We start from the raw sequence: 18,042 nt of genomic DNA, 5'->3' as shown, positions 1-18,042 counted from the left end.
ACACGGTTTTAATCTGTGCGAAAGCGAAGCGACAGCAACACGGTTTTAATCTGTGCGAAAGCGAAGCGACAGCAACAATTACGCCAAGGCGAAATTGATGTAAATATTTCGTAAAGGTATTTTTGTTAGAATAATATAGAGGAATCTTGAATAGGAGGTATTTTGTGTCTATTAAAGTCAGAAGTATGGTGTCATTTGGTCTTATTGTATTATTAGTGGTAATCCTGGGGTTTTTTCAGCAGCAAAATGCTAAATCCCAATTAAAACAAATACACTTAATGAAGGAAAAGACATTGCAATCAGCACTACTAGCAGATGAGATGAAGCTAGCGGTGGTTCAGGTTCAGCAATACTTGACAGATATTAGTGCTACAAGAGCACTAGACAATTTAGATGATGGATTTGAGCAGGCAGAAAAATATAGTAAAATTTTTAATCAAAATTTAGAACAGCTGAAAAGCTTGCATACTCAGAATCAGGAAAAACTAGATTCCATTAAAGTAGCATTTGATCATTATTATAGCACTGGCCAAGAAATGGCTAATAGCTATATTCAGGGGGGACCTGAGCAGGGCAATAAAATTATGCTGGAATTTGATACGACCTCTGTTGAAATCAATGAAAAAGTAGAAATATTTCAACAAGAAAGCATTACTCAAATGCAAAATTCTTTAACCGACGTTGAAAAGCTTATAGATGATAATAAACAGTGGTTTTTATGGATATTTGCCGTTATTGTCCTGATTTGTATCGTTGTCGGCTTTATACTTGTACGTTCCATTGTTGTACCTGTACATAAATTAACTTCTGCTGCAGAAGTAATTGCTAAAGGTGATTTATGTCAAAAGGATATAGAGGTCAGAACAAATGATGAAATTAAGATTTTAGCAGATTCCTTTAATTTAATGAAAACTAATTTACATTCTTTGATACGTAGTATGACTGCTAATGTTGAGCATACTACTTCAGCAGCTGAACAACTAGCTGCCAGTACAGATGTAATTTCTGATTCCTCTAACGATGTTGCAAACTTAGTGGAGGGAATGGCAGCAAATGATCATCAAGCAGCTGCCACTGGTCGTGAAAGTTCGATTGCAATGGATGAAACAGCCCGAGGGGTTCAACGTATAGCGGAGGCTACGCAGGTGCTTCATTCTAAAGCTATAGATACACAGACTATTGCGAATGATGGCGAAAAAACATTGCATATCGCAGAAAATCAAATAGCAATCATCCAGGAATCTTCTAATAAGACAAATGAGCGTATTAAGCAGCTAAATAGACAATCAGCTGAAATCGTTCAGATTACGAAAGTAATAACGGATATTACCGAACAAACAAATCTTCTAGCATTAAATGCTGCTATTGAGGCAGCGCGTGCTGGTGAGCATGGTAAAGGTTTTGCAGTCGTAGCTGATGAGGTACGCAAGTTAGCGGAGGAATCGAAAGCATCTGCTAATCAAATTGTTGATTTGATCGCACTTATCCAGCAGGAAATGAAGGAAGTCGATAAGGCTGTAAGTGTAACGGTATTAAATGTGGATGAGGGTGTCACATTTATTCAAAATGCGCAAAAGTCTTTCGATGAAATTTTACATGCCATTCGCGAGATGACTGGACAAATTGAAGATGTTTCAGCCTCTACGCAACAAATATCTGCAAGCACTGAAGAAATGGCTGCATCGGTCAATGAAATGTCCAACTCTGCCGTTCAAGCTGCCCAGCAATCAGAAATAATTGCCTCAACAATTGAAGAGCAAGCAGCAACAATTGAAGAAATAAATGCCGTTGCAAAATCATTAAGCGAAGAGGCTCTGACAGTGAAGGAAGAAATTAATAAATTTAAAGTTTAAGTGAGGACTGTAGACTACGAAAGTCTGTTATTACTTTTTATACAAGTGAGGAGTTTCCAAATATTTTGGAAACTCCTCACTATATTTTCTAGAATATATCTTCGGTATACATTATTCTTCATCATAACAACGTAGCATTCTATAGCCGACACGAACATGGGTCTGTATTAATGATGGGTTAGCAGGGTCGTTCTCTATTTTTTTTCGAAGTGTTGCCATGAAAACCCTAAGGCTGGGGACATCCGATTGGAGAACATTATGCCAAATCTCCTTTAAAATAAAATTATGTGTTAATACTTTGCCAACATGCTTAGATAAAATGACCAACAGCTTATATTCTATAGGTGTTAAATGCACCTCTTTCCCATTGACAAACACTGTATTTGCTAAATAGTTTATTTGTAAATGGCCGTTCTCAAAGATAGAGGGTTCATTATCGAGCTGATGCTCATACATCATTCTTCGAAATGCTACTCGTATGCGTGCTAGTAACTCCTCCACACTAAAAGGCTTAGTGACATAATCATCTGCACCAGCATCCAATGCATTTATTTTATCTTGTTCTTCCCCACGCGCACTGACAACAATAATAGGGGTTTGGGTCCAGCTTCTAATCTTTGTAATAAGCTCTACACCATCCATGTCTGGTAGTCCTAAATCCAGAATGATTACATCTGGCTTCATAGTAAGAGCCTTTTGTAATGCACCATTCCCGTCGTATGCGATGTCGAATTCATAGTGCTGTGTAGCTAATGTCATCTTGATTAAATTGCCAATGGCTAGGTCATCTTCGACTACAAGAATTCGTTTATTCATGGAACATCATTACTCCTTTTTTAGTGAAAAATGAAAGGTTGTGCCCTGAGGTTGATTATCTGATACATGTATTCCGCTGCCATGTAATTTTAAAATGGTTTGACAAAGTGCTAAGCCTAATCCTAGACCTCTTCGACTATCGCTGCGCTGTTTTTTTCCGGTTGTAAATGGCTCAAAAAGCGTGTCTTTTATAGCATCATCAATACCTGGCCCATCATCAGAAATAGTGAAATCTACTAAACCAGCAGATTCTTTTACTTGTATCGTAATCACGCTACCAGGAGGTGTATAGGTCAATGCATTATCAATGATATTAATCAAAACCTGAATGATTAATCGTGCATCCATAAAAGCAAATAAGAATTCTGGTTCAATTTGATAGGATATTTTATGAGTATTATTTAGACAAACGACATGGCAAAGTGCCTCTTGTATGATTTCTTCTACAAGTTCCAAATGCATCTCTAAAGCGAATTGTCCATTTTCTAATCTTGAAACAGCGAGTAAGTTTTCAACCATTTGTACAAGCCATTTTGAATTTTTATAAATATCTTCATATAATTTGTTTTTTTCATTATCTGGAATATAGCTTGCATTCGTCAATAAAATATCTGCATTTCCAGAAATAGCTGTTAGCGGTGTTCTTAAATCATGTGAGATAGCACGCAAAAGGTTAGCACGCATTTGTTCCATTTCAGCCTCTCTAGCTACTTCTTCATGGAGCTTCTGTAAATACCATTTATCGAGTGCAAACGAAAAATCATTGATAATAGCATGCAAAATATTACGCTCAAATGCAGGTAATGGTGATTGCTTTGACAGTGCAATGCCAATAACACCCTTCACATACCCATTTGACATAACAGGTAAATAGTAGGCACTTACTTCTGGAAATACATCAGTGGAAACACCTGCTACATGCTTATTATTAATAACCCAACTCACCACTCCATGCTCATTAGGATTTCCAAAAAGGGAAGCTGCTTTTTTATTTTCACTACTTGACATGCTCTCCGTATGAAAAAACATTGATTTAACAATGGAGTTATTTTCTATTTCAAAAAATTGTACAGGCTTTTCCACTAGCTTAACAATTTGTACCATACCCTCCGTAATAATATCATCTATCGTTTTAGCGTGTTGCAACCTTCGATTTACATCAAGAAGCACCTCCATTCGATATGATTTACGCACAGCTATCATCGTTTGCTTTTTTATTTTTTTTGTTAAGCTACTGGTGATGAACCCTGAAAGGAACATGATTACAAAGGTCATTGGATAATCTCGATGATAGGCATCAAATGAGAATCGTGGTTCAGTAAATAAGTAATTAAAAAGTAATACAGCTGTGATGGAGCTAATAATGCTCATTATCCAACCCGATGACCAGATAGCAAGCATTAAAACACCTAGAATATAAATCGTAATGACATTTGATTCACTGATACCAAGTGAATATAAATATAAGCCGATAATGGATACAAAGCCAAATATGAAAATCATTTTTAACAAGTCAAGCCAGTCAAATGACCACTGTACATTTATTTTTGGTAGATAGAATTGTTCATTGTCCTGATCTGGTACTATATGAATAGCTAAATTTGGTACAAATTCAGTCAGTTGATCGCTGATTTTTGTGCTTGGTTGCCACCATCTTTTTCTCATGCTTGTTCTACCGATGACCAATTTTGTCACACCGCTAATTTGAGCATAGTTAGCAAGAGCTGCTGCTATATCATCCTCTTGAACTATGACTACATGACCACCAAGCTGTTCAACAAGTTTTATATGTTGCTGCAATCGCTCTGAGTTTGCGGTTGTCCTATCGCTTTCCTGTACCTTTTGTACATAAAGGGCAGTAAATTTGCCATGCAATGCTTGAGAAAGTCTTGCAGCATTTCGAATAACCTTAGCATTTGTAGGAGAGCTACTAATACCAACAAGGATATGCTCTTCAATCTGTACAGAATGTTTCATCGATTCGTTGCTGTTAATTTGTTTATAGGTAATTGTATCAGCAGCTCTACGTAGTGCAATTTCTCGAAGAGCTATTAAATTATGCTTAGAAAAGAAAGATTGTAGGGCTTTCTCTGCTTGTTGCTTGCTATAAATTTTGCCATCCTGTAGACGTTGAATTAACTCATCAGGTTCAATATCCACAATTTTTATTTGTGCGGCCTGATCAATTAAGTAATCTGGTATACGTTCCCGTACCTTGATGCCAGTTATTTCTTCTACCAAATCATGAAGACTTTCAATATGTTGGATATTTACAGTTGTATAGACATGAATTCCCTTTGCAAGTAATTCCTCAATATCTCCAAAGCGCTTCTTATGTCGCATTGTTGGTACATTACTATGCGCTAATTCATCAATAAGAACAATTTCTGGATTACGACTTAATACGGCATCAATATCTAATTCCTGAAAATCTTTCTCTTTATACCTTATTTTTTTGGTAGGAATTTGCTCAAGCCCTTCGAGTAAGGATAATGTTTCTGGACGAGGATGAGGCTCTACATAGCCAACTACCACATCTTTACCAAGCGTCTGAGCCTGTTGTGCTGCATCTAGCATTGCATAGGTTTTCCCTACGCCAGCAGCATAGCCAAGAAAAATTTTGAGCTTTCCAATAACGTGTTCCTCCTGTTGAAGCCTCGCTAAAAATGTCTCTGGAGCTGGTCGTTCTTGTTCCATCATCCTTCACCTCATTTGTATTATAGCGCTATCTTCCATTAAGAAAGTATTAAGATTTCCGCCCTTTATAGTTTCTTAATAGAAAAAACGATTTCCTAACACTACATTAATCTGAAAGTAAGTATGATGAGAGCATCCTAATAAGGGAAGGAGGTTTTGATTGATGGACTTATTTATGATTGGGTTACTAATAATCAGCTTTGCAGGTCTTTATGGGTTAACCGCTTGGTGCTTTAAGCTAGTGGAAGCAAAGTAAGGAGGGTGAATGGAATGTGGATTTTTATGGGAATTGTACTTGTGTTCCTTTTTGGCTATCTAGGGCATGCATTACTATATCCTGATAATTATTAATTGGCTTTTAGGAGGTTGCACTATGTGGCAAATAGCCATTGTTTTAATTATATATGTACCACTCGTTATCGTTACTGGTCATTATTTATATCGGGTGGCAATGCAACAAGGAACATGGATTGATCCAATCATGGATAGATTGGATGGGTTTATTTATAAAATTTGTGGTATTAAAAGAGTGGATATGACAGGAAAACAATATGTGCTCTCTTTAATCCTATCAAATGCCTGTATGGTGTTTATTGGCTATATTCTATTACGAATTCAAGCAATCTTGTTTTTAAATCCAAATAAGATTGACAATATGGAAGCATCATTATCTTTTAATACTATTATTTCATTTATGACAAATACAAATCTTCAGCATTATAGTGGTGAATCAGGGCTTAGTTATTTATCACAAATGCTTGTCATTATTTTTATGATGTTTACATCTGCAGCTACTGGTTATGCCGCGTGTATGGCATTCTGTCGTCGTATTGTAGCTAAAACGGATACAATTGGTAACTTCTTTGTAGATTTTGTTCGTATCATTACAAGAATATTAATACCACTTTCTATAGTAGTTTCCGTTATTTTGGTATCACAGGGTATACCACAAACCTTCAAAGCCAATCAAACTGTACAAACGATAGAAGGGAAATTACAAGATATTGCACTAGGACCTGTAGCTTCACTTGAGTCTATTAAGCATATTGGAACAAACGGTGGTGGTTTTTATGGAGCAAATTCTACTACTCCATTTGAAAACCCAACGGTCATTTCAAATATGATTGAAATGCTGTCAATGATGCTATTGCCTGGAGCCTGTGTAGTAGCATTTAGCTTAATGATAGCTTCTAGAAAAAAGAAGCCTATATTTTGCAAGCAGGGGTTAGCTATTTTTGTGGCAATGACCATGTTATTCCTTATTGGATTAGTGACTGTCTATATATCGGAGCGAGCAGGTAATCCTATTATGAATGAACTGGGAATTACACAGCAACTTGGTAATATGGAAGGCAAGGAGATGCGCTTTGGCGTGGCGCAGTCTGCGTTATTTACGACAGTGACCACAGCTTTTACAACTGGATCTGTCAACAATATGCATGATACGTTAACTCCGCTAGGTGGGCTTGTACCGATGTTTAATATGATGCTAAATGTTGTCTTTGGTGGTAAGGGCGTTGGTCTTATGAACATGATGATGTATGTGTTGCTAACAATCTTCATTGCTTGTTTGATGATTGGTCGAACGCCTCAATTTTTAGGCAAGAAAATTGAAGAGAAGGAGATGAAGCTTATTGCACTTTGTATTCTAATTCATCCTGCCATTATCCTGCTATTTTCAGCTCTTGCTGTTGCTTTACCACAGGGCGTAGCAGGAATAACGAATCCAGGTGCACATGGATTATCACAAGTACTCTATGAATTTGCTTCTGCTTCAGCAAACAATGGCTCGGGCTTTGAAGGACTTTCCGACAACTCTGTATTTTGGAATGTTACAACAGGTCTAGCTATGTTCTTTGGTCGTTATGTAACGATCATTATTCAGCTAGCAATTGCATCCTTACTGGCTAAAAAAATGTGGCATCATGATTCTATAGGAACGTTGAAAACGGACAATACCATGTTTACAATTCTACTTGTTGCAATCGTTTTAATGATTGGTGCTCTGACATTTTTGCCTGCGATTGCCCTCGGACCAATTACTGAGCACCTACAACTTTATGCTTTATGAGGAGAGACACGTATGGAAACTGAAAGAAAAAGCTTTCTCACTGGCACGATGCTAAAAAGAGCTTTGATAGATGCGTTAAAAAAATTTCATCCGAAATATATGCTGAAAAATCCTGTAATGTTTGTAGTAGAGATGGGATTTTTGTTTGTTCTGCTTTTAGCTCTATTTCCATCTATTTTTGGCGGTGAAATAGCAGAACATGAGAGATTGTATAATGCAATTGTGGCAACCATTCTTTTTATTACTATTTTATTTGCGAATTTTGCAGAGTCGATTGCTGAGGGAAGAGGAAAAGCTCAGGTTGAAACTTTAAAAAAGACAAAAACCGTGACACAGGCCCGTGTTTTGCTAAATGATGGTTCTGAATTAATGAAACAGGCACATGAATTAAAAAAGGGCGATATCGTGTTAGTTCAAGCAGGAGAGATTATACCAAACGATGGAGAGGTCATCGATGGATTAGCTACTGTAGATGAATCGGCGATAACAGGTGAATCTGCACCAGTAGTCAAAGAGCGTGGGGGTGATTTTTCTTCAGTGACAGGTGGAACGACTGTTACAAGCGATTGGCTAATGATTGAAATTACTTCAATGCCTGGTGAATCATTTTTAGATAAAATGATAACGCTTATTGAAGGTGCTAGTCGCAAAAAAACGCCAAATGAGGTGGCTCTCAATACGCTTTTAGTAAGCTTAACGATTATTTTTTTACTAGTGGTTGTCTCACTTTATCCTATGACAACTTATTTAAACGTGTCTATTTCGATCGCAACATTAATTGCACTGACAGTCTGCTTAATTCCAACAACAATTGGTGGGTTATTATCTGCTATCGGTATTGCGGGAATGGATAGGGTAACACAGTTTAATGTTATTGCCATGTCAGGAAGAGCTGTAGAGGCATGTGGAGATGTGGATACATTAATCTTAGATAAAACAGGCACAATCACTTATGGGAATCGCATGGCGGCTGAATTTCTACCTGCAATAGGTGTGAAAGATAAAGATTTAATGCAAGCATCTTATTTTAGTTCATTAACAGATGACACACCTGAAGGGAAGTCTATCCTATCACTAGCATGCGAATTAGGTGTGAATATGGATAATGAAGAACAAATTATAAAAAACAGTACACATATCCCATTTACAGCACAGACAAGAATGAGTGGATTAGACATGCAGGATGGAACAAAAATTCGAAAAGGTGCCTATGATACGATTAAACAAGAATGTATCAATGCAGGCCATAGTGTTCCAGCGAATTTAGATCAGCTTATTCATCGAGTATCCTCTGTTGGTGGGACACCTCTAGTAGTAGCAGTAAACCAGAAAATTATTGGTGTTATTTATTTAAAGGATGTGGTCAAGGCTGGATTAAAGGAACGCTTTGAACAGCTACGAGCAATGGGAATTAAAACAATCATGTGTACAGGAGATAACCCCCTGACCGCAGCAGCTATTGCACAGGAAGCGGGTGTGGATAGCTTTATTGCAGAAAGTAAACCTGAGGATAAGATTCAGGTCATAAAAGATGAACAGGCACAAGGAAAAGTAGTAGCGATGACGGGTGATGGAACGAATGATGCACCAGCATTGGCACAAGCAAATGTAGGACTCGCTATGAATTCAGGAACGAATGCAGCGAAGGAAGCTGCTAACATGGTGGATTTAGATTCAAATCCTACTAAAATTATTGAAGTAGTTGAAATTGGAAAGCAGTTGCTCATGACTCGTGGAGCCCTAACAACATTTAGTATCGCAAATGATATGGCAAAATATTTTGCCATAATCCCAGCAATGCTAATGGTTGCTGTGCCAGAGATGAATGTGCTAAACGTGATGCAACTGAATTCGTCCTCAAGTGCTATTATTTCCGCATTACTATTCAATGCGATTATTATACCTCTGCTCATTCCTGTCGCCATGAAAGGGGTTAACTACAAGCCTATGAGTGCTTCAAAGTTACTAAATAAAAACTTATTCGTTTATGGAGTAGGAGGCATCGTAGCTCCTTTTATCGGCATAAAGTTGATCGATGTTATGATAGCACCCCTATTTCAGATGTTTGGTCTATAGGAGGAAGAAATATGCGTACATTTTTTGAGCATACAAAGCAAGCAATATTGATTACGTTCACAATGTTTCTTCTTTGCGGCTTTATTTATCCATTGGTAGTAACTGCATTGGCACAAGGAGTACTGCCACACAAGGCAAATGGTAGTTTAATAGAAGTTGATGGGCAAGCTAGAGGTTCAGAATTAATTGGTCAGGCATTTTTGGAGCCCTCTTATTTCTGGGGACGTGTGTCATCTGTAAATTATAATGTGTACACAAAAAAGGATACAATTCCTGATGGAACTGGTCAGTTGAACTATAGTGGTGTTAGCTCAGGCTCGTTTAATTATGCACCAACGAATCCTGAATTAAAGACACGCATTGAAGCAGATATTGAGAAATTTTTGCTAGCCAATCCTGCTGTTGAACGACAGGATATTCCTGCGGACTTAATGACAGCCTCTGGTTCAGGACTAGATCCCCATATCAGCGTAAAGGCTGCAGAAATACAAATCGAGCGTATTGTTCTAGCAAGTGGTCTTTCAGAACAGGAGATTAGAAATATTATAGATACTTATACAGAAAAACGAACATTGGGGATTTTTGGGGAAAATAAGGTCAATGTTCTTATGGCTAATCTAGCAATCATCAAGAAAATAGAGGAAAGAAAAGAGTAATTCATTAAAACAGGTAGAGAAGCGCTTGGGTCTTCTCTACCTGATATATAGTTAAGCTTGAGAATTTACTAGAATTTTAATATGGTTTTTCTCTTTCATTAAAGCTTCAAAGCCTTCTGTCACGACTTCATCTAATGCAATACGTTTTGTTACGAGCTTCTCAGCTGGGAAGTAACCTTGTGTCATTAATTCCATAACTGCTGGGAAAATATCACGGTATGCAATAATTCCTTTTACAGTACGCTCAGAAAGAACAATATTGTTTGGCAGAATAGAAGCTGCTGTTTCCCAAATTGAAACAATAATTGTTTCGCCTTCAAAGGATGTTGAATCAATGGCTTGCTGTAACACTACAGGAACACCAGTAACTTCAAATGCAACATCAACGCCACCGTTTGTTAATTCATGTAGTCGAGCAACTACATCCTCATCCTTTGGATTAATAACGGCAGTTGCGCCTAATTCTAACGCTTTTGCTGCACGCTCTGCTGAAAGCTCTACTGCATAAATTTCAGATGCTCCAGCTGCACGTAATGCCTCAATCACTAATAATCCAATTGGTCCTGCGCCAAAGACAGCCGCTTTATCGCCAGCCTTTAGCTTACTTTGACGTACAGCATGTAGGGCTACCGCTGCAGGCTCTACAAGCGCACCTTGTTCATAGGAAAGTCCCTCTGGCATTTTGTGTACCATTTTTTCGTCAACCATAGTAAATTCAGAGAAGCCACCGCCACCGCCAGATAGACCGTGGAAACCTAAGTGCTTACAAATATTGTATTTACCTTTTTTACAAGCAGCACATTCGCCACATGCAAGAATAGGCTCAACAACAACAGGATCTCCTACCTGTACTTTGGAAACGCCTTCACCGATTTCTACTACTTCACCTGAGAACTCATGTCCCATCACGATTGGTGCAATATCTTTACTTACATAGTGAGGTTGTTCCACTGGGATGAATATAGGGCCAGCTGCATATTCATGTAAATCACTGCCACAAATTCCTGTCCAATGTACTTTAATTTTCACTTTTCCAGGTGCAATAACTGGTTCTTCAATGTTTTCTACACGGATGTCTTTTGCTTTATACCATCTTGCTGCTTTCATGATAAAATCAACCTCCTCTAATGTCTTACTTCCTCATCATAACATGTGGTAATTATTCAAATCATTAGTTTGCAATAAATTGACATAAAAAATACGAATACTTAGCTTTTTTCAATGATATTGTAGCACTTTTTTGATTGCATCTTAACGGTATTTACAGTACCTTTGATAAGGGTTTTGTTGTAAGGATAATAAAACTAAAAAATAATGTTCATGCTAAAGTTTAATAGGCCGTTAATATACCTAAAAGTTGAATCATGATACAATGGGAAAGATGATTAGGAGGAACGAAGGATGTCAAAATATACTGATTATAATTTTCAGCCATTTTTGCAGGACGCAATAGCAAAATTAGGCTTTACAGAACCGACGCCAATTCAAAAGGAAATTATTCCGCTGTTGCTAAAGGGAAAAAGTGCTATCGGACAGGCACATACGGGAACAGGAAAAACACATAGCTTTTTAATTCCGATTGTGCAGCGTATTAATTCGGATAAACAAGAAGTACAAGCTGTTATTACTTCACCTACACGTGAGCTTGCACAGCAAATCTTTGATGCGTTAAATCAATTAATAGAAGGAACAGCAATTCAAGCAAAACTATTTATTGGGGGTACGGACAAACAGCGCTCTATTGATAAGTTAAAAACGCAGCCGCAAATTGTTGTTGGGACACCTGGACGTATTCGTGATCTCGTTTCTGCGCAGGCGTTATTTGTGCATACGGCACCAATTTTAGTTGTCGATGAGGCTGATCTAGCCTTCGATATGGGCTTTATTGAGGAAATTGATGGCTTTGCTTCTCAAATGCCAGAGAATCTTGAAATGTTTGTATTCTCAGCAACTATTCCAGAAAAACTTCAGCCTTTCTTAAAGAAATATATGGAGACACCTGTCCACGTCCATATGAATGATAAACGACCAGTGGCAGAAGGCATTGATTTTGTGCTTGTACCAGTTCGCTCGAAATCACGGAACAAGCGCTTATTGGATGTTATAGAAGGAATCAATCCATTTTTAGCTGTAATTTTTACAAATACGCGTAAAACGGCAGAGCAAGTTGCAGGCTACTTAAATGAAAACGGTATTCGCTGTGGTCAAATACATGGTGATTTAAGTCCACGTGATCGTAAGAAGATGATGAAACAAATTCGTGATTTGGATTATCAATATATTGTTGCTACTGATTTGGCAGCTCGTGGTATTGATATTCAAGGGATTTCACATGTCATTAACTATGAAATTCCAGAAGATCTAGAATTCTTTATTCATCGTGTAGGACGTACAGCACGTGCAGGAAATAAAGGAACAGCCATCACCTTGTTTGAGCCTTCAGATGAGGATGCATTAATTCGTGTGGAGAAGATGGGCGTTCCATTTGTACAAAAAGACGTAAAAGATGGAGAATGGTCTGAATTAAAGGATCGCCATGCTCGAAAAAATCGTGTGAAGCATGAAAATGAAATCGATGCAAAGGCAAAATCATTAGTTCGTAAGCCGAAAAAAGTAAAACCAGGCTATAAACGTAATATGAAATGGGAAATGGAAAAAATAAAAAAACGTGAACGTCGCTTAAAAGCTCGCGGTAAAAAATAAGGAGGCATTCTTATGCTACTTGGATCACATGTTTCAATGAGTGGAAAGGAAATGCTACTTGGGTCAAGTAAAGAGGCCCTTTCATATGGGGCAAATACTTTTATGATCTATACGGGAGCACCTCAGAACACTCGTCGTAAAGCTATTGCTGACCTTAATATTATGAACGGTTTATTACACATGAAGGAGCATGGTATGACAAACATTGTTGTCCATGCACCTTATATCATTAATATTGCAAATACAGAAAAACCTGAAACCTTTCGTCTTGGTGTAGATTTTCTACAATCTGAAATTGAACGTACAGCTGCGTTGGAAGCAAATCAAATTGTTTTACATCCAGGTGCTCATGTTGGAGCTGGCGCTGATGCAGGTATTACCAAAATTATTGAAGGCTTAAATGAAGTGCTATCACAGGATTATCCTGTCCAAATTGCATTAGAGACGATGGCGGGCAAAGGAACAGAATGTGGTCGTTCTTTTGAAGAGCTTGCCAAAATTATCGATGGTGTGACGAATAATGAACGCCTTTCTATCTGTTTCGATACATGTCATACGCATGATGCTGGCTACAATATTGTTGAGGACTTTGATGGTGTATTGAATGAATTTGATAAAATTATCGGTATTGACCGTATTAAAGTTCTTCATATCAATGACTCTAAAAATGTTCGAGGTGCAGGAAAAGACCGCCACGAAAATATTGGCTTTGGTCATATTGGCTTTGAGGCATTAAATTATGTGGTGCACCATCCGCAATTAAAGGAGATTCCTAAAATCCTAGAAACTCCGTATGTTGCGTTAAATAGTGATGCAAAATCCAAATCGGCACCTTATAAGTATGAACTAGAGATGTTCCGAAGTGGTGAATTTAAACCTGAGTTAATCACTGCGCTAAAAGAAGGATAAGAACACAAAATGCCCGAAATCAGTGAATTGAACACTGTTTTTCGGGCATTTTCAATTATTTCGTAAAAAGTGCGATAAGCTGACGAGAGCGCTTTCTACCTAAAACAGCTTCAACCTCTACAAGTATATCTTTTGGTATGCCTAAAAAAAGCCAAGAAAATGAGAATTGCTCCAAATGGGGCCGAAGCTTTTTTACTTCAGATGTCGTAATGTCAAATCCTTCAGCACGAGCGATGGAAACAATTTCCTTATCACTACTTTGCGCTAATTGCTGTAAAAATTGAATACTCAAAGAGAATCCTCCTTCAAAATTTTATTTTATGAAAATTTTCACATGAGCATATGAGCACGCGACAAATAGGGCAATCGTTCAAATTGCACTGGAAGCAACTTCAACCCTTTAAATAAAATTGCTTGAACACAACATTTCTACCAGAACATAAAACATAGGAATCTTTTTTTCTTTACAAAAACCAAGCTTTCATATATACTAACATTTTGTAAATCGTAATGATTTTGAATTAGAAAGAAGCGATCATGCATGAAAAAATCATTAATTAACATTGAAAACGTGTCATTTCAATATGACTATACACAAGTATTAAAAAATATCTCTTTCCGTGTAGAAGAGGGAGATTTTTTAGCACTGCTCGGTCCAAATGGCTCTGGGAAATCTACATTATTAAAAATTATTTTAGGACTATTAAGACCTATGTCTGGAGAAATAAAGTTATTTGGTGAACCAAGCACAACTTTTAAGCACCGTGAATGGATAGGGTATGTTTCACAAAAATCCAATGCCTTCAATTCAGGATTTCCAGCAACCGTCCAAGAGGTAGTAAAAAGTGGATTAACAAAAAAATTAGGGCTATTTAAAAGACCAGGACGCGATGCAAAAGAAAAAGTACTGGAGGCCTTAAAAGCTGTTGGAATGGATGCTTTTATGCATCGCAATATTGGTGATTTATCAGGCGGGCAGCAGCAACGGGTCTTTATTGCACGAGCCTTAGTTAGTGAACCGAGGTTGCTAATATTAGATGAACCAACTGTCGGCATTGATCATGAGAATGTGCAATCATTTTATGATATGCTGGCGAAATTAAATCGGGAACAGGGAATTTCAATGATTCTTGTCACACATGATGTCGATACAGTGTCCAACCGCATCAGTCATGTGGCATGTTTAAATCAAACAATTCACTTCCATGGTTATAAAAATGAATTTGATAGCATTTCTCAGGATGCGCTTGATGCTTGGTATGGTCATTCTGTCCGAAAGATTCATTAAGAAGGGGAAGGCACTATGATTGAAGCGATTTTACATTATGAGTTTTTACAAAATGCCTTTTTCTCTGGGCTATTAATCGGCATATTGGCGCCACTATTAGGTGTCTTTATTGTTGTACGTCGATTGTCTCTGATTGCAGATGCCTTGTCACATGTAACACTAGCTGGTATAGCAGGAAGCTTATACATCAGTCAGTCTGTGACAGCCTTAGCAATGCTTAATCCTATTTATTTAGGCATACTTGCCTCTGTAAGTGGTTCCATATTAATAGAACGACTGAGACGGCTGTATAAGCACTATGAAGAGCTTGCCATTCCCATTATTATGTCTGGTGGTATTGGTATTAGTGCTATCTTTATATCGCTTGCTAGTGGCTTTAGTACAGATTTAATGAGCTATTTATTTGGATCTGTATCGGCTGTTTCACGTCAGGATTTGTGGGTAGTTATCGGCATTGCTGCGGTTGTTATCATTTTTTTATTATTATTTTTTAAAGAGCTTTTTGTTCTATCTTTTGATGAAGAATATGCGAAAGCGAGTGGTCTACCTGCACGTTGGATTCACCTACTATTTATGATTGTGACAGCACTTGTCATTGCTGCAAGTATGCGCATTGTTGGAATCTTACTTGTGTCATCTCTTATGACACTTCCTGTGGCTGCTGCCATGCGGCTTGCTAAGGGCTTTAAACAAACAATTATTTATGCCATAGTGTTTGGGGAAGCGGCTGTGCTAATAGGGCTAGTGAGTGCTTTTTATTTGGATTTAGCGCCAGGTGGTACGATTGTGGTCACTTCCATCCTCATTTTGTTACTTGTTATACTAGGGAAGAAAATAGCATTTAAAATGGCTGCAAAGCAAGGGGAGGTAGCGTCATGAATATTACAAGAGCGTGGGAAATTTTAAAAGAGAACGGCTATAAAAAAACAGATAAGCGGGAGTTAATATTAGATATGTTTGCAGCAACTGATAAATATCTAACTGCTCGTGACTTATTGGATGTGTTGAAAAAAGATTTTCCTGGTATGAGTTTTGATACCATTTATCGCAACCTAGCTACATTTGTGAAACTTGGCATACTGGAGGAAACAGAATTATCTGGAGAACGTAATTTCCGTATGCATTGCGAGTCAGAGCATCATCACCATCATTTTATTTGTATGGATTGTGGTAATGTCAAAGAGCTAAACGTATGTCCAATGGAAATGCTTGGAGAAAAGCTGCCAGACTATGAAATTGAAAATCATAAATTTGAGATTTATGGTAAATGTCCAGATTGTAAGCATGAAACGCTGTCTTAATCTTTCAAGCCTACAAAAAGCAGTATTGGAAAAGGGGTAGTGCCAAGTCTCGGTACTATCCCTACTTTAGTGTGTGCCTGGCATGCGCAACAACTAGGTGGCGAAAGTCCACTACAGGCTTGGCAGTAGGAACTGTTAGCGAAGGGTGTCCATGGTGACGTGGAATCTGAAGGAAGTCGGACGTGAAATCTCGAACTGACGAACAGCAATCAGATATAAGGCTGAATTGGAATGAAATAGTACTAAACAATCGACTACTTTTTAGAAGGATAGTGGGGGATTAACGGAGAGACAAAAAGACGAAAGAATAAGTAATCTATTCTTTCGTCTTTTTACATAGGTTGAATAATATAAGTGAAGTGTTAGAGCCAATACTCTTGGACTATTGATGCTTTTGTTGGAAAGCTACCATGAAGTCACGTAATGCTTCACAAGCCTCTAGTGGTACAGCATTGTAAGTTGAGGCACGGCAACCACCTACAGAGCGGTGTCCATTTAGTCCGATAAATCCTGCTGCTTTTGCCTCAGTCAGGAATTGTTTTTCAAGCTCCTCGTCTGCGACACGGAAAGTAATGTTCATTAAAGAACGACTTTCTGTTGTAGCATGTCCTTGGTAAAAGCCATTGCTATTGTCAATCGCATCATAAATAACCTTTGCCTTTAATTCATTGTGCTTCGCGATTTCAGCAACGCCGCCCTTTGCTTCCACCCATTTTAATACCTCACCTAACATATAAATCCCGAAAGTTGGTGGTGTATTATATAAGGAATTGCCATCAGCATGTGTTGTATATTTCAACATAGTTGGAATATTTTTATTCTCTTTTTCTAGTAGATCTTTACGAATAATGACAACAGTTACGCCAGATGGACCAAGATTTTTTTGAGCTCCTGCATAAATAAGTCCAAATTTGCTTACATCGATTGGTTTTGAAAGAATATCACTTGACATATCTGCCACTAATGGAACATTGCCTGTTTCAGGGAATTCCTTCCACTGTGTACCATAAATAGTATTGTTTGAAGTAATATGCACATAAGCATCCTCTTCGTTAAAGTGAATATCTGCTAACGCTGGGATATTACGATATTGATTTTCTTTTGTACTTGCCGCTTCTACAGGTGTACCAAATAATTTGGCTTCCTTGAAGGCTTTTTCAGCCCATGAGCCTGATAAAATATAGCTTGCCTTTTGATCTGCTTGAAGGAAATTCATTGGTATCATTGTAAACTGAAGGCTGGCACCACCTTGTAGAAACAGAACTTCATAGTTTTCTGGGATAGCATAAAGCTTTTTTAATAAAGCAATTGCTTCATTATGTACTTCATCAAAAATAGCACTACGGTGACTCATCTCCATAATGGACATACCTGAATCACGGAAGTTTACTAATTGCTGTTGAGCTCTTTCTAGTACTTCTAGCGGTAGAGCAGATGGACCTGCGTTAAAATTGTATGCGCGTTGTGTCAAAGTGGTACACTCCTTGTTTTTTAAAGTGAGTTTTGTTCATTCAATGGGAGTCAGTTCTCCTAGTGAATGTTAGATAAATCCATCAGGCTTTTACGGAACGTTCATATACACACATTCTAAAACAATGGATGATTAACTAACCGTGAAAGCAGGATAAAAGAACTTTACTGGATTATAACTCAATTTTCAATAGAAAAAATA

At 37.7% G+C, this 18,042-nt stretch carries 14 protein-coding genes; 9 read left to right on the top strand and 5 right to left on the bottom strand.

Going from position 1 to position 18,042, the window contains the following annotated elements; all coding sequences use genetic code 11:
• Positions 1-164: 164 nt before the first annotated feature.
• Positions 165-1,853 (top strand): methyl-accepting chemotaxis protein, encoded by a 1,689-nt coding sequence (locus tag AC1RNS_RS03710; protein WP_492990845.1) that lies wholly within the window; start codon positions 165-167, stop codon positions 1,851-1,853.
• 111 nt (positions 1,854-1,964) lie between these two features.
• On the opposite strand, the gene AC1RNS_RS03705 is transcribed toward AC1RNS_RS03710, so the two are convergent.
• The gene (locus AC1RNS_RS03705; RefSeq protein ID WP_492990844.1) at positions 1,965-2,669 is read right to left on the bottom strand and encodes a response regulator transcription factor; all 705 of its coding nucleotides are present in this window, start codon (positions 2,667-2,669) and stop codon (positions 1,965-1,967) included.
• A gap of 9 nt (positions 2,670-2,678) precedes the next feature.
• Positions 2,679-5,369 carry an ATP-binding protein gene (locus tag AC1RNS_RS03700; protein WP_492990842.1) on the bottom strand — a complete coding sequence of 897 codons (2,691 nt, stop codon included), beginning with the start codon at positions 5,367-5,369 and terminating at the stop codon, positions 2,679-2,681.
• 370 nt (positions 5,370-5,739) lie between these two features.
• On the opposite strand from AC1RNS_RS03700, the gene kdpA reads away from it, so the two are divergent.
• Genes kdpA through kdpC form a run of 3 tightly spaced genes read left to right on the top strand, consistent with a single transcriptional unit; the run spans position 5,740 to position 10,169 of the window.
• Positions 5,740-7,437 carry a potassium-transporting ATPase subunit KdpA gene (gene kdpA, locus AC1RNS_RS03695; protein WP_492990841.1) on the top strand — a complete coding sequence of 566 codons (1,698 nt, stop codon included), beginning with the start codon at positions 5,740-5,742 and terminating at the stop codon, positions 7,435-7,437.
• Positions 7,438-7,449: 12 nt separating this feature from the next.
• Positions 7,450-9,513, top strand: a complete 2,064-nt coding sequence (gene kdpB, locus AC1RNS_RS03690) for a potassium-transporting ATPase subunit KdpB (RefSeq protein ID WP_492990840.1) — start codon at positions 7,450-7,452, stop codon at positions 9,511-9,513.
• Positions 9,514-9,524: 11 nt separating this feature from the next.
• Positions 9,525-10,169, top strand: coding sequence for a potassium-transporting ATPase subunit KdpC (kdpC, locus tag AC1RNS_RS03685; protein WP_492990839.1), 645 nt, complete (start codon positions 9,525-9,527; stop codon positions 10,167-10,169).
• 51 nt (positions 10,170-10,220) lie between these two features.
• On the opposite strand, the gene AC1RNS_RS03680 is transcribed toward kdpC, so the two are convergent.
• A complete protein-coding gene (locus AC1RNS_RS03680; RefSeq protein ID WP_492990838.1) occupies positions 10,221-11,276 on the bottom strand; it encodes a 2,3-butanediol dehydrogenase in 1,056 nt (351 codons plus the stop codon).
• A 294-nt stretch (positions 11,277-11,570) separates the two neighbouring features.
• Here AC1RNS_RS03680 and AC1RNS_RS03675 point away from each other — a divergent pair, with 294 nt between their 5' ends.
• Together AC1RNS_RS03675 and AC1RNS_RS03670 are read left to right on the top strand one after the other, a co-directional pair.
• Positions 11,571-12,872 carry a DEAD/DEAH box helicase gene (locus tag AC1RNS_RS03675; protein WP_492990837.1) on the top strand — a complete coding sequence of 434 codons (1,302 nt, stop codon included), beginning with the start codon at positions 11,571-11,573 and terminating at the stop codon, positions 12,870-12,872.
• A 12-nt stretch (positions 12,873-12,884) separates the two neighbouring features.
• Positions 12,885-13,781, top strand: a complete 897-nt coding sequence (locus tag AC1RNS_RS03670; protein WP_492990836.1) for a deoxyribonuclease IV — start codon at positions 12,885-12,887, stop codon at positions 13,779-13,781.
• A gap of 55 nt (positions 13,782-13,836) precedes the next feature.
• On the opposite strand, the gene AC1RNS_RS03665 is transcribed toward AC1RNS_RS03670, so the two are convergent.
• Positions 13,837-14,073 (bottom strand): Nif11 family protein, encoded by a 237-nt coding sequence (locus AC1RNS_RS03665; protein WP_492990835.1) that lies wholly within the window; start codon positions 14,071-14,073, stop codon positions 13,837-13,839.
• A 249-nt stretch (positions 14,074-14,322) separates the two neighbouring features.
• On the opposite strand from AC1RNS_RS03665, the gene AC1RNS_RS03660 reads away from it, so the two are divergent.
• From AC1RNS_RS03660 to AC1RNS_RS03650, 3 genes are read left to right on the top strand one after another with little or no spacing between them, the layout of a single operon-like run.
• Entirely contained in the window at positions 14,323-15,069 is a 747-nt protein-coding gene (locus tag AC1RNS_RS03660; protein ID WP_492990833.1) for a metal ABC transporter ATP-binding protein, read from the top strand.
• A gap of 15 nt (positions 15,070-15,084) precedes the next feature.
• Positions 15,085-15,948 carry a metal ABC transporter permease gene (locus AC1RNS_RS03655; protein ID WP_492990831.1) on the top strand — a complete coding sequence of 288 codons (864 nt, stop codon included), beginning with the start codon at positions 15,085-15,087 and terminating at the stop codon, positions 15,946-15,948.
• On the top strand, positions 15,945-16,370 hold the full coding sequence (locus tag AC1RNS_RS03650; RefSeq protein WP_492990830.1) for a Fur family transcriptional regulator: 426 nt from the start codon (positions 15,945-15,947) through the stop codon (positions 16,368-16,370). The genes AC1RNS_RS03655 and AC1RNS_RS03650 overlap by 4 nt, the downstream gene beginning before the upstream one ends.
• 382 nt (positions 16,371-16,752) lie before the next feature.
• On the opposite strand, the gene serC is transcribed toward AC1RNS_RS03650, so the two are convergent.
• Positions 16,753-17,841, bottom strand: coding sequence for a 3-phosphoserine/phosphohydroxythreonine transaminase (gene serC, locus AC1RNS_RS03645; protein WP_492990829.1), 1,089 nt, complete (start codon positions 17,839-17,841; stop codon positions 16,753-16,755).
• Positions 17,842-18,042 lie beyond the last annotated feature (201 nt).

The sequence above is a fragment of the Lysinibacillus sp. GW821-FHT14F06 genome (assembly GCF_058803665.1).
This window is presented reverse-complemented; position numbering and strand designations above follow the sequence as displayed.

Bases quoted from the DNA above. Each gene is read 5' to 3' on its own strand.
- AC1RNS_RS03705 (WP_492990844.1), bottom strand. From the start codon at position 2,669: ATGAATAAACGAATTCTTGTAGTCGAAGATGACCTAGCCATTGGCAAT.
- AC1RNS_RS03700 (WP_492990842.1), bottom strand. From the start codon at position 5,369: ATGATGGAACAAGAACGACCAGCTCCAGAGACATTTTTAGCGAGGCTT.
- kdpA (WP_492990841.1), top strand. From the start codon at position 5,740: ATGTGGCAAATAGCCATTGTTTTAATTATATATGTACCACTCGTTATC.
- kdpB (WP_492990840.1), top strand. From the start codon at position 7,450: ATGGAAACTGAAAGAAAAAGCTTTCTCACTGGCACGATGCTAAAAAGA.
- kdpC (WP_492990839.1), top strand. From the start codon at position 9,525: ATGCGTACATTTTTTGAGCATACAAAGCAAGCAATATTGATTACGTTC.
- AC1RNS_RS03680 (WP_492990838.1), bottom strand. From the start codon at position 11,276: ATGAAAGCAGCAAGATGGTATAAAGCAAAAGACATCCGTGTAGAAAAC.
- AC1RNS_RS03675 (WP_492990837.1), top strand. From the start codon at position 11,571: ATGTCAAAATATACTGATTATAATTTTCAGCCATTTTTGCAGGACGCA.
- AC1RNS_RS03670 (WP_492990836.1), top strand. From the start codon at position 12,885: ATGCTACTTGGATCACATGTTTCAATGAGTGGAAAGGAAATGCTACTT.
- AC1RNS_RS03660 (WP_492990833.1), top strand. From the start codon at position 14,323: ATGAAAAAATCATTAATTAACATTGAAAACGTGTCATTTCAATATGAC.
- AC1RNS_RS03655 (WP_492990831.1), top strand. From the start codon at position 15,085: ATGATTGAAGCGATTTTACATTATGAGTTTTTACAAAATGCCTTTTTC.
- AC1RNS_RS03650 (WP_492990830.1), top strand. From the start codon at position 15,945: ATGAATATTACAAGAGCGTGGGAAATTTTAAAAGAGAACGGCTATAAA.